Below are 12965 nucleotides of genomic sequence, written 5' to 3' on the forward strand. Positions count from 1 at the left end.
GATGATTAACCTTCGAGGAAAAATGATTAGCAATGTAATCGGGGTGGCCAAAATGGCGAATGCACATGCACGGTAAAATAGGCATATTGTTACGGTGCCGGTATGTAATTACGAATATAGGCTTTTATTTATGGGTTTGCAAACCATCGCTGGTTAAATCTTTATTATTATGTTCAGAACGGAATAGTTACGATTGATAATGTAAATTTTAGCTTAAAGCATCTTTTATGCGTTCTTCATTTGTAACGTTTGAAAGATTAATTGCTGTCTCTATCAGGGCAAGATGAGAATAGGCCTGCGGGAAATTGCCTAAAAGTCTTTTAGTTTCAAAATCAATATCCTCACTAAAAAGGCCCAGATGATTACTATAAGACAATAACTGATCGAAAAGAGCAAGGGCTTTTTTACCTTCACCAATCTTATAAAGGCTGTTTATAAACCAAAACGTACATATCGTAAAAGAAGAAGATGGTAATCCAAAATCGTCTTTGTTTTTATAACGGTATAAAAGGCCCTTATGACTTAGCTCTTTTTCAATGGCATGAACAGTGCTGATATAACGAGGATCGGAAGCTTCAATTATTCCATAGTTTTCCATTAATAATACAGAAGCATCGAGATCTGAAGAACCATAAGATTGGGTAAAAGCATTACAGTCATTATTCCAGGCATTTTCAAAAACATCTTTTTTTATGGCATCGGCCAGAGGTATCCATTTTTGGGCTTTGGCCTTTTTGTCAAGTAATAAAGCTACTTTTATTGCTCTGTCTATAGCTGTCCAGCATAATACTTTTGAAAATGTAAAATGTCGCTCTTCTGTACGGAATTCCCATATTCCTTTATCGGGTTCCTGCCAGTGCTGTTGTACTACCCATACTACACCTTTAGTAATATTCCATAATTCCTCCCCATTTTCAATACTATTGCTAAAATGTGTAAGTTGCTGGTAAATTACATCCATCAGGATCCCATAAATATCATTTTGGCGTTGTGAATAGGCAGCATTTCCTATTCGCACAGGTTTTGAATCATAATATCCTGAGAGATGATCAAGAGTTTCTTCGGTGAGTTTTTTTTCGCCGTTTATGCCATACATTATCTGGAGTTTCTCATCCTTATCAGGAACAAGGCTTATAATAAAACGAAGATAATCACGTGCCATCTCATAATGGCCAAGTTCGTGAACAACCTTGACAACCATCGATGCATCACGGATCCAACAAAACCTGTAATCCCAATTACGAACTTCTCCAATGGTTTCAGGTAAAGATGTTGTAGCAGCAGCTAATACAGCTCCGGTTTTTTCATAAGACAATAGTTTGAGTGTTATGGCACTTCTGGATATTTGTTGTGCATAGCGGCTATATGTTGTTGTTCTTTCACTCCAGTTAAGCCAATATGTTTTTGTTCGTTGGAGTTCAAGTTCAACTTTTTTTAGTGTTGGCACAAATATTTTTTCATTATAAGTAAGAAGAAAGAAAGCTTCTTCAGTAAGAAATATTTCTTCTTCAGAAAGTACTTTATTCTTATCCAGATTTGTATATAAGAATGTTGAATCGAATTTCTTGTTATCAGTAACACTTATAATAAAATCTTCTTTTACATAACTTCTTGTTTCTTCAAGGGCATATTCCAGTTTAGGATCATATTTAGCATAAAAGGAAGGATTTCCTGAAACGGGTCTCAGATAGCGTATTATTTCAGGAGGCGAATAAAAACCTTTGGTTTCTTCTCCATATCGGGGCATGAAATCAATAATTTCAAAAGCATCTTTGCCATTGTCAAATTTGGTAATCAATATTGCGGTATCTTCCATGTAATATTGATTTATTTTATAATCATCAGTAGTTTGTATACTAAAACTACCGCCAATTTTTTCATCGAGAAGTTTTGCAAAAATTGAAGAAGAATCGAACTCTGGTAAGCAGCACCAATCAATAGACCCTTTGTTAGAAACCAATGCTGCGCTGCGGCAATTACCAATTATGCCGAAATTTAAATTAGTCATAAAATGTTTATTTGGATAGGTTTTAGGCTTTCAATTTTTTAAATTTACAAAAATCGACTTATTAATCCAAAATACTTTTGATGAATAAAACAATTATAGTTTCTAACCGTCTGCCAATCGAATTACAATTTGAAAATGAAAAAATGCACATAAAAAGCAGCGTTGGGGGATTAGCTACTGGCTTAAAATCCATCCATTCTGATGGTAATGGCATTTGGGTAGGATGGTCAGGAATTACCGAAGATGAGTTAACGCCGGTTCAATCCCAAAAGGTAGACGAAGCACTTGACGCACATAAATGTATCAGGGTACCGCTTACGGAATATGAAATTGAAAATTATTATCATGGTTTTAGTAATAAGGCACTTTGGCCACTGTTTCATTATTTTCAGGCTTATACAGAATTTGAACTTGAACAATGGGATTCGTATAAAATGGTTAATAACAAATTTGCTGAAATTGTCATTAAGCATGCCGAAGAAGGTGATACAGTATGGATACATGATTATCAGCTTCTTTTATTGCCTCAATTATTAAGGGAACAGCGTCCGGACCTTACAATTGGTTTTTTTCTCCATATCCCTTTTCCTTCATTTGAGCTTTTTCGTACTTGTCCGTGGAGGGATGAACTTTTATACGGCGTATTAGGAGCCGACCTAATAGGTTTTCATACCTATGATTATGTTCGACATTTTCTTTCATCTACATCAAGACTTGCAGGTCTTGATGTGCATTTCAATGAAGTTAATTATGGAGATAGAACTGTAAAGGTAGACTTTTTCCCTATGGGCATTGATTATGACCGATATCATTCCGCTGCAATAGAACATGCTGCAAGACCGGAGGAAGCAAAGTCACAACTCAGAAAAAGCATTGAACAGCATAATTCTAATAACATGGAATCAAGACTTGTGCTTTCTATAGACAGAATGGATTATACAAAGGGAATACCTAACCGAATAAAGGCATTTGAGTATTTTTTAAATAAGTATCCTGAGTTTAAAGGTAAAGTTCGTTTGTTAATGCTTGCTGTTCCTTCAAGGGAGAAAGTAATGCAATACCAACACCTTAAACGTGAAACGGATGAATTGGTAGGTAGGGTTAACGGACAATTTGCTACAGTAAACTGGACCCCAATATGGTATTTTTATCGTTCAATGCAATTTGATGATCTTGTAGATCTTTATGCCTCTTCAGATGTAGCTATGATTACGCCTTTAAGAGACGGTATGAATCTTGTGGCTAAAGAGTATGTTGCTACCAGGATTGATGGTAATGGCGTACTGATTTTAAGTGAAATGGCTGGCTCAGCACAAGAAATGCATCAGGCATTATTGGTAAATCCAAACAATTTTGAGCAGCTTGCGGATAGCTTAAAAACTGCTTTAGAAATGCCTGAACAAGAACAGGCAATAAGACTCGCAGCGCTACAAAAAGGGGTGTCGAAGCATAATGTAGAAACATGGGCTAATGCTTTTATAAACTCTCTAACAGAAATTAAATCACAAATTGCCCCTGTTTTTCCGGACAGATATACTGATGGTGACAATGAAATGGTGAAAAATCATTATTCCAAATCCGGTAAAAAATTATTACTCCTTGATTATGACGGGACTTTGGTAGGTTTTAAAGACAATCCTTTAGATGCTAGTCCCGATGAGGAACTCTATAATTATCTTGATTGTCTGGCTAAACATAAAGATACAGAAATTGCTATAATCAGCGGAAGGGATCGTGCTACTTTAGAAAATTGGTTTGGACATAAAGACTATACAATAATTACAGACCATGGTGTATGGTTAAGAAGAAAAAGTGAAAGCTGGACACGTCTTGCAAAAGCTGATGGTGACTGGAAAAAAAATATTAAGCCTATTTTAGAAAATTTTTCAGATTGTACCCCTGGAGCTTTTGTAGAAGAAAAAGAATATTCACTTGCCTGGCATTATCGTCGTTCGGATGCCGAACTGGCTCAATTCCGTATAAAGGAAATTAAACATATGCTTACTGAAACACTTGAAAGCAGCTCACTTTCACTGCTGGAGGGTAACAAAGTTCTGGAAATAAAAAGTGATTCCGTGAATAAAGGCCGAGCTGCAGCACGATTACTGGCGGACACAAAATATGATTTTATTTTGTCGATAGGTGATGACTGGACTGATGAATTTATGTTTGAGGAATTACCTGTAGAGGCTTATACTGTTAAGGTTGGTACTAGTAAAACTGCAGCAAGATATTTTGTAAAAAACTTTGAAGAGGTGCGTGAAATGCTAAAATCATTGTGTTAGCATAAAACTATATTATTAAGCTGACCTTATTAATGAATGCTCTGCAATTCGTCATAGTGTCTGTAGATACGGTTGTTTGTTTAGTTTTAATAAGTTCCGGACAAATAATGATGTGCTTATAACAGTTTATACATGACAAAAGGACGGGTTTTTTAGATATAATATCATTTTAGCTTTTTGGCATACTTTTTATGTCTAATAGTGTGTAATCCAAAGTAAAAAAGAAAGGAAATTTAAAATGCTAAAATGGATTGATGTTATACGATTTGCCAGTACAGGTAATCCTGTGCCGGATAAAAAAATTGTAAAGAAAAATGAAGAGTGGCAGATGCTGCTTTCACCTGAAGAATTCAGGATAACACGTTTAAAAGGTACAGAACGTGCCCATAGCTCAGAAATGTGTTCATTATTTGAACCCGGAAAGTATGCCTGTGTTTGCTGCGGTACTTTACTTTTTGATGCTAATCAAAAATTTGAAAGCGGTACAGGATGGCCTTCCTTTACACAACCTGCTACCGAAAATGCTGTTGCTTATACTAAAGATATAAGTTATGGAATGGTACGTATAGAGACCGTTTGTAATACCTGTGATGCTCATTTGGGACATGTCTTTCCCGACGGGCCTGAGCCAAGCGGACTACGATATTGTATGAATGCCGTAGCCCTTAAAAAAATAGAAAACAACGAAAGAAAAGCAACTTTTGGAGGCGGTTGTTTTTGGTGTACGGAAGCAGTTTTTACACAGCTTAAAGGAGTTTTAAAAGTAGAAAGTGGGTATAGTGGCGGTAAGATCACAAATCCTACGTATAGAGAAGTGTGTAGTGGACTGACCGGTCATGCAGAAGTTGTTGAAGTAACTTATGATCCTGATGAAATCTCCTATGCAGATTTACTTCGTATACATTTAAGTACTCATAATCCTACTACTCTTAACAGGCAGGGTGCCGATGTAGGAACGCAATACAGGAGTGTTGTTTTCTACAGGAATGAAGATGAAAAAACTACAGCTTTAGAGATTATTTCTGAGTTGCAGGAAGCATATGATATGCCTATTGTAACTGAAGTTAGTCCATTAGACTATTTTTATAGAGCTGAAGATTATCATCAGGACTATTATGCTAACAATTCTCAGGAAGGCTATTGTCAGGCTGTCATCGATCCTAAATTAAGGAAGTTCAGGGAGCTATTTAAAAGCAGGCTTAAAGATACAGAGCAGGAGATGAACAATGATCATGTTTAAAAAAGCCGGTTTTGGAGGAGGCTGCCATTGGTGTACTGAAGCAGTATTTTCTTCTTTAAAGGGCGTTCAGTCTGTAAAGCAGGGATGGATAGCTTCTACCGGAAATAATTCTTCCTTTTCGGAGGGAGTAATTATCGAATTCGATGAAAGTATTATTTCTTTTGAAACACTGATTGCAATCCATCTCTATACACATAGTAGTACATCACAACATTCCATGAGAGGTAAATACCGTTCAGCTATTTACACATTTGATGATCATGACGCTGAAATTGTAATGCAAACTATAGAGACCTTACAATCTGAATTTAATGAACCTTTTGTAACTATGGTTTTACCATTCAAGGAGTTTTCGCTTAGTAGGGATGAACTACTGGATTATTATTTCAGTAACCCACGAAAACCTTTTTGCGAACGTTATATAACACCTAAATTAAAACTCATTATGGAACGGTTTTCTAACGTTGCTAATAATGATAAACTAAAGCATCTGTAATAATTTATAGTCAGATGTGTATTATATTATGGAAATAACAAATAAAAAAACGGCATACTCAATACTGGAACTTGCGATAGTATCGAGTGGCCTTTCGATAGAAGAAACATTTAAAAACAGTGTAGACCTTGCCAGGAAAGCGGAGGATATGGGATACAGCCGATTATGGCTTGCTGAACATCATAATATGGTTCACGTGGCCAGTGTGGCAACATCCATATTAATTGGTCATATAGCAGGACATACCAAAAGCATCAGAGTAGGTTCAGGAGGTATAATGCTGCCAAATCATTCGCCACTTATCGTAGCAGAGCAGTTTGGAACACTCGGAAGACTTTACCCTGACAGGATTGATTTAGGACTGGGTAGGGCACCGGGTACCGACCAGATTACTGCACATGCTATACGTAGTGATAGGATGCAAGCGGTACATAATTTTGAAAGCGAAATTGAACAAATACAAAAATATTTCTCAACAGAAAATGAGTGGTCTCAGGTGCGTGCTGTTGTAGCCGAGGGTGTTGGCGTGCCGCTTTATATTTTAGGCTCAAGCCTGGATAGTGCACATCTTGCAGCAAAAATGGGGTTCCCATATGCTTTTGCAAGCCATTTTGCCACAGGATTACTGCATGAGGCTCTTGATATATACCGAAAAGAATTTCAGCCTTCAGAATATCTTGCAAAACCATATACTATTGCAGGTGTTAATGTGATCGCTGCTGATACAGATGACGAGGCAGAACGCAATTTCACTTCTCTTATCCGTATGTTTCTTGGTATACTGACAGGGAAGAGAGAGCCTTTACAACCGCCGATGGAAATGACTGATGAACTGATGATGATTCAGCATAATCCTGCAGTACGTGAGATGCTTAAATACTCTTTTGTGGGTAGAAAAGAGGCTGTAGCCAAACAGTTAGACAGATTTCTTCGTGAAACCGGTGTAGACGAACTAATGGTAGTATCTAATATGCACAAACATGAGGATAGGATAAAATCCTATAGCATATTGTCTGAAATATTGAAGGAACGAAATAATTAACAGGATGTGTATATTTGATATAAAATAAAGATATCTATGAAAAAAATAGGATTTTTATCATTTGGACATTGGGCTAATCATCCGTCTTATCAGGCTCGTACAGCGAGTGATACGTTGCTGCAATCTATTGATTTGGCAGTAGCTGCTGAAGAAATAGGTTTGGATGGTGCTTACTTTAGGGTACATCATTTTGCCCGTCAGTTAGCATCGCCTTTTCCATTGCTTTCGGCTATTGGTGCAAAAACCAGCAAAATAGAGATTGGTACAGGTGTAATTGATATGCGTTATGAAAACCCATTATACATGGTGGAAGATGCAGGTGCTGCCGACCTTATTTCAGAAGGTCGTTTGCAGTTGGGCATAAGCAGGGGATCACCGGAGCAGGTTATTGACGGTTGGCGTTACTTTGGCTATGAACCTGAAAGTGGAGATACAGATGCAGATATGGGACGTAAAAAAGCGTTGGAATTTTTAAAAAGGCTTGATGGTGTGGGTTTTGCACAACCAAATCCGCAACCTATGTTCCCTAATCCACCTGGGCTATTACGTCTTGAGCCGCATTCTGAAGGATTGCGCGAGCGAATATGGTGGGGCGCTGCTTCTAATGCTACAGCTGTATGGGCTGCTGAACAGGGTATGCATCTTCAGAGTTCGACACTAAAATATGATGAAAACGGTAAACCTTTTCATATTCAGCAAGCAGAACAGATCAGGATGTACAAAGAGGCCTGGAAAAATGCCGGTCATCAGCGCGAACCAAGAGTTTCGGTAAGTCGTTCGATTTTTGCATTGGTAAACGATCAGGATCGCTATTATTTCGGTCAGCAGGGAAGGGGAGATGATAGTTTTGGCTATATAGAAAGTGACAAGCGTGCCATTTTTGGAAAGAGCTATGCCGACGAACCTGATAAACTAATTAAGGAACTGGCTAAGGATGAAGCTATCAAAGAAGCTGATACTTTATTACTTACCATCCCAAACACATTAGGTGTTGATTATAATGTACATGTATTGTCAGCTATAATGGAGCATGTGGCTCCGGCACTAGGCTGGCGATAACATAAAATTATAAGGGACTGCCTCACTTTTGAGGCGGTCCTTTTTTGTGTTATCATAATAAGAAACTTATATTTCTGATGGTTCAGATATGTTTTAGACATCTCGTGAGAATAAAGTATTCTGTCACTTGAATATGTAGGAGGTGCTAAAAATAAATATTTCACTTATCAATAACACCCATTTTCGTCATTAAAAAGGTTGCGCTTTTGTTTCGGCAAACTCCATCACGAAGCTGATAATCAAAGTATAATTCATTATCTACTATTTGGGCCTCAAAACAGCGATTTACTAATTTTTCAGGATGCGTATCAGCAAGACTGCAAACTTCTATGTCATGAGTTGCAATGGATCCTATTGCTTTAAGAGCGAGCATTTTTTCAATTACCTTAATAGTACCACTATGTTTATCATCAGAATTAGTTCCTTTCAATATCTCGTCAAGTAAAACAAAAGCTCTGTTGTTAGCAAGTGCATCGATAATGTATTTAAGCCGTTTTACTTCGGCAAAGAAATATGATTCATTATCAGAAAGCGAATCAGACAATCGCATTGAAACTAATACTGGTAATGGATGAATGATAGCCTTTTCTGCACATACTGGAGCGCCAGCTCCCGCAAGCACCATATTTACTCCCAAACTGCGTAGAAATGTACTCTTACCCGACATATTAGAGCCTGTGAGTATCATAAAGTTTTTATCAAAATTAATGTCATTCCCAATTCTTTTTCCCTTTCTTAGAAGTGGATGAGCCAGGTTTTGAAATTCAATTTTAAAATCAGAATTGAGCTCGGGAAAAACAAATTCAGGATTGTTGTAATACAAATTTCCAAAGCTTCCTAAAGCTTCTATTTCGGCAATGGTGTCCAGCCAGACAACTATGCTATCTGCATATTGCTTTTTCCATTTCCATAAGGCTTTGAGAGAATTCAGATGAAATAAAAGGACTCCGTTAAAAAGTAAAGCCCCAAGCAGGTTATTTATACTGTCCAGCCTGGAAAAAAGTACCGCAAGCCTTTTAATTTCTTTTGAAGCTTTTTTATTATCATTGATAAAGATATTTTGTAAAGCTTTCAATTTTTCTGATTCAAAAGATTGGCTTTCAATCTCTTTAATTATAAGGCCATAGTGATGAATTATTTCATCTACCTCAGTAATATCTTTTATTTCAGCCTTAATAGTTTTTAAATGTAATAATGTAAACAGTAGATTAAACCCAAAACACCATCCGACTACATCCCCAAACAAACCATTACCTGTAATTGCATATACCAGAAAAAAACAAATAAATGCTATAGGTCCTGTATATAATAATATATTAGCAATGGGAGACATTTTGGCTGTTCTGGCATCAGCCCATTTTAATAATTGATTGTAAATTTCCTCATTATCAGGCTTTACCATAGCCAAAGCCATAATCTCCTGTCTGAATTCTGCTTTATTAGCCAGTTCTCTTACTGCTTCCTGATTTTGAATAATTGTGCCTTGCGGAAGTAATTTATTTAATAAATCAGCCAGCCTTTTATTGCCCTTATAGGTTTTGGTTCGATTAAGATTGTGAAAAAGTGATTTTCGTCCGTAGATATCCAGATCAAAGGTATAAGGGTGAAAATGGTCTTCAAATTCTTCACCATCATTGAAAGGAATTGAAATACCATTAAGATAGTCCATTTCATCCTTGTTGATTTTTACTAATGCCTCAGCACGTAATTTCTTATTACGAACAAGAACATGTCGATTCATTAGCAGAACAAATTCTACTATACAAAATGCCATGCAGCATAAAAGGAAAAAGGGCCTGTCAGATTTAATGCTATAATAGCCTAAAACAAGAAAGGTAAGCGCCATTAGCAATCTTGATGTGCTAATAATATTATATCGGGTAGTTAGCCTTTTTAAATCCTGTAAAAAAGCTTCTCTGCGTTTTTCGTAAAACTCCATACACACTCATCACAATTAAAATTAAATATCCTGCAATGGCAGGATATTTCTTCTAGCCCTCATGAAATACCAATAAAGGTACTTTGCTATGATAAGCCATTTTTTTTGTGAGACTGCGATGGAAAAGTCCTTCAAAGAATCCACGTTTATGCGTACGCATAACCAGCATCCCTACGCGTTGGTTTTGTATAAAATCAAGTATGGTTTGTTCAATATGGTCGCCGGCAATATTAAAGAAATCAATTTTTTCACTTCGATAATATATTTTCCATTCATTGATTCTTTCCTCAATATCCTCCGGATCATCATCATTCTTGATATAAAGACATAGTACCGATGCTTCAAATTTTTTAGCAATTTCAAGTGTTTTAGCAAGAGCGTCGTTGTCTTTATCTTTGTATTGAGTTGTAAACGCGATACTTTTTATCGGATGATATTCTGCTTCAGCAGGTATGCCTAATACTGGGACTTTGGCATTAGCTATTACAGAAGCCGTAGAAGAACCAATAAAGGTTTCTTTTAGGCCACTCGCTCCCTTAGTTCCCATAACAATCAGGTCTATATTATCGTCGTTACAAACCTTGTTTATGTTATAAATAAGATCACCATAAAGCAGTACATTTCTCATTTTTACGTGTCCAAGGTTCCTTCGCTCGGCAATTTTGTGCAATTCGGGCAATTGTTCCCTAAAGCTTTCAAATTGGTTCATTTCCACTATGTCGAATATTTCTTTTGTCGATTCCGGCAACGGCGGTGTTTCAACTATTGGCAAATCATATACATGCAGCACTACCAGTTCGGCCCCAAAGGAGTCAGCAAACCTGAGAGCATAAATGAATGCCGTTTGTGCAGCTTCAGAAAAATCTGTTGGAAAAAGAATTTGTTTCATAATAGCGGTATTGGTATACTATAAAATTACAAAAAAATACCGAGGCTTCTTACATTTCAACCATGAGCTTTTTGTTAAAAAAATAAGGGTTGCCATTTGGCAGCCCTTAACGTTGTTGTGTATTTCGAATTTATTATAGTTTATTAAAAGTATCAACATAAGTACCGGTTATGGTAACATTGTTTCCTTTAGTTACGGTTCCGAAGATTGTTATTGATGACCCAGAACCTACAAATTCAAGCTTAGCTCCACTGTTTAATACCATATTTCCGTAAACTACAACCGAGCCTTCTATTTTCAGCGTTGCATTGCTATTTACATTTAATGAGTTGTATGGGTTAAATACTGAACCCTGAGCTAAAGCCCCTCTCATATAAAATACACCGCCACTATTTACATTAAGCCCTTGTGAAACTGAAAGTGATCCACACCAGGTCAGATTGGCATTTACATTTACTCCTGTAAGTGCTGCTGCTCCTTGATATTGTTTTGTCTCACCAGAATTTACGTTTAGCCAGTTAGATCCTGTATAAAGAGGAAAAGATGTACAGTTTGTTACTGTTCCTGAACTTGCAGAAACCATTTTAACTATTTTAAGACCACCATTACCCATAGCTGCAAAAATGTAGTCTCCTGAACTTGTGAGATAGTTACAAGAACTGTTTCCGCTTAGAGAAATTGAACCCAGGAAACTCAAAACAGAGTTAGTATTTTTATATATGTACATACCGGCTCCGCCATTGGCAACAAATACGTTATCATTATTAACAGACACTGCATTGGTAGTTATATCATTAGCAGTAACTCCTGATACATTTGTCGGTACAGGAATAGTCTGTGTTTTTAAACCTGTAGTAATATTATATACTCCAAGTCCATTATAACCTTCAGAAACAAGTAATGATGTTGTTCCGATGAAATCAACTGTTCTTTTAGCTGCAGCTACGTCCTGAGATGTAGAAAACGAAAGTAGTTGAGTCAAACCATTAGCATTGTAAACTTTTACTCCCTGAGTTCCGCTTAGTACTACTATTTTGTTATCATTATAGCCTACAGCTCTTAAATCAGCTAAAGGAATTGTCATTTCAACAGCATTTGAAGTTTTATTAAGCTGATAAAGAGATCCGTTATCTCCTGAAACTGCATAATACTTAGATGTTGAAGATGTAACAGAAGTTCCTGTATTTCCAGCAAGAGATACCTGATTAAGTGTTGTAGTAAGCAAACCGTTATTAAGCGGCATTATTCCTGAAAAAGCTGCGGTCCCGGCCGTTGGAAAGGCTGCTGTGCTTCTTGCCCCGGCCACATATAGTACACCGTTATCATACTTAACACTACTTACGTCGGTGTTAGGCAATATAGCCTGAACCACAAGTTGTGGGGTGTTAGGATTTGAGATATTAATTACATCTATAGCTCCGCCATAAGCCTCACCTTCAATATTGTAAGAGACATAGGCGTAATTCCCATTAATGGCAACATGAGTAGCTTTTAAAGTTGTGCCGTTGTAGCTTGGAGGAGCAACTTCTGCAACCAACACAAGTGGTAGCGAACCTGCAGTCTGATCTGTTCTGTCTGAAGATCCTCCTTCTTCTCGCATTGATAATACTCCGGCATTATCATATTTAACTCGTGCAGTAAGGTTTTGCGAGTCACTATTTAAAACAATACCACCATTTGAAGGTCTGTCATCATCGTGTGTACATGATACAATAAAAAGAATAGCTACCAGAGCTGAAAAACGTAATAGATTAATTTTCATATAAAATTTTTAGTTGTCGAAATTTATCAATTTAGAACAATTTCTAAAAAACATTTAACTTGTTCTTTACAAGTTCCTTTTTTAAATAAAAGGACATGTATGCTAACCGAATAAAAGATGTTATTTTCCATGACCATTCTGTTTTGATGAGACAAATATATTATGGTAATTTCAACTGTCATAAAAAATGCGGCAAAGCACAAATTAAGTGCGGTAAATAGGCTTATCTTTGCAAAAAATCATAT

General features: G+C 36.7%; 9 protein-coding genes. 5 read left to right on the forward strand and 4 right to left on the reverse strand.

All coding sequences use genetic code 11. From position 1 onward, the window contains the following. Nucleotides 1-208: 208 nt before the first annotated feature. Nucleotides 209-2008: a glycoside hydrolase family 15 protein gene (locus ACFSR3_RS11545; protein ID WP_379821124.1), complete on the reverse strand. Its 1800-nt coding sequence runs from the start codon at nucleotides 2006-2008 to the stop codon at nucleotides 209-211. 80 nt (nucleotides 2009-2088) lie between these two features. Here ACFSR3_RS11545 and ACFSR3_RS11550 point away from each other — a divergent pair, with 80 nt between their 5' ends. The 5 genes from ACFSR3_RS11550 (at nucleotide 2089) to ACFSR3_RS11570 (ending at nucleotide 8130) form a co-directional block, all read left to right on the forward strand. After that, nucleotides 2089-4293 carry a bifunctional alpha,alpha-trehalose-phosphate synthase (UDP-forming)/trehalose-phosphatase gene (locus ACFSR3_RS11550; RefSeq protein ID WP_379821126.1) on the forward strand — a complete coding sequence of 735 codons (2205 nt, stop codon included), beginning with the start codon at nucleotides 2089-2091 and terminating at the stop codon, nucleotides 4291-4293. 238 nt (nucleotides 4294-4531) lie between these two features. Then, entirely contained in the window at nucleotides 4532-5533 is a 1002-nt protein-coding gene (locus ACFSR3_RS11555) for a bifunctional methionine sulfoxide reductase B/A protein (RefSeq protein ID WP_379821127.1), read from the forward strand. Beyond that, entirely contained in the window at nucleotides 5526-6029 is a 504-nt protein-coding gene (locus ACFSR3_RS11560) for a peptide-methionine (S)-S-oxide reductase (RefSeq protein WP_379821128.1), read from the forward strand. Before ACFSR3_RS11555 ends, ACFSR3_RS11560 begins: the two co-directional genes overlap by 8 nt. Nucleotides 6030-6063: 34 nt before the next feature. Then, nucleotides 6064-7071 (forward strand): LLM class flavin-dependent oxidoreductase, encoded by a 1008-nt coding sequence (locus ACFSR3_RS11565; protein ID WP_379821590.1) that lies wholly within the window; start codon nucleotides 6064-6066, stop codon nucleotides 7069-7071. A gap of 36 nt (nucleotides 7072-7107) precedes the next feature. Further along, nucleotides 7108-8130: an LLM class flavin-dependent oxidoreductase gene (locus tag ACFSR3_RS11570; protein WP_379821129.1), complete on the forward strand. Its 1023-nt coding sequence runs from the start codon at nucleotides 7108-7110 to the stop codon at nucleotides 8128-8130. A 160-nt stretch (nucleotides 8131-8290) separates the two neighbouring features. On the opposite strand, the gene ACFSR3_RS11575 is transcribed toward ACFSR3_RS11570, so the two are convergent. The 3 genes from ACFSR3_RS11575 to ACFSR3_RS11585 all read right to left on the reverse strand — a co-directional run bounded on the left by ACFSR3_RS11575 (nucleotide 8291) and on the right by ACFSR3_RS11585 (nucleotide 12720). Next, nucleotides 8291-10069, reverse strand: coding sequence for a MutS-related protein (locus ACFSR3_RS11575; protein ID WP_379821130.1), 1779 nt, complete (start codon nucleotides 10067-10069; stop codon nucleotides 8291-8293). A 52-nt stretch (nucleotides 10070-10121) separates the two neighbouring features. Continuing rightward, a complete protein-coding gene (locus ACFSR3_RS11580) occupies nucleotides 10122-10958 on the reverse strand; it encodes a universal stress protein (protein WP_379821131.1) in 837 nt (278 codons plus the stop codon). 133 nt (nucleotides 10959-11091) lie between these two features. Beyond that, nucleotides 11092-12720, reverse strand: a complete 1629-nt coding sequence (locus tag ACFSR3_RS11585; protein ID WP_379821132.1) for a hypothetical protein — start codon at nucleotides 12718-12720, stop codon at nucleotides 11092-11094. Between the last annotated feature and the right edge of the window lie 245 nt (nucleotides 12721-12965).

It is taken from the genome of Flavobacterium suzhouense (genome assembly GCF_042684765.1).
Lineage (GTDB): Bacteria > Bacteroidota > Bacteroidia > Flavobacteriales > Flavobacteriaceae > Flavobacterium > Flavobacterium suzhouense.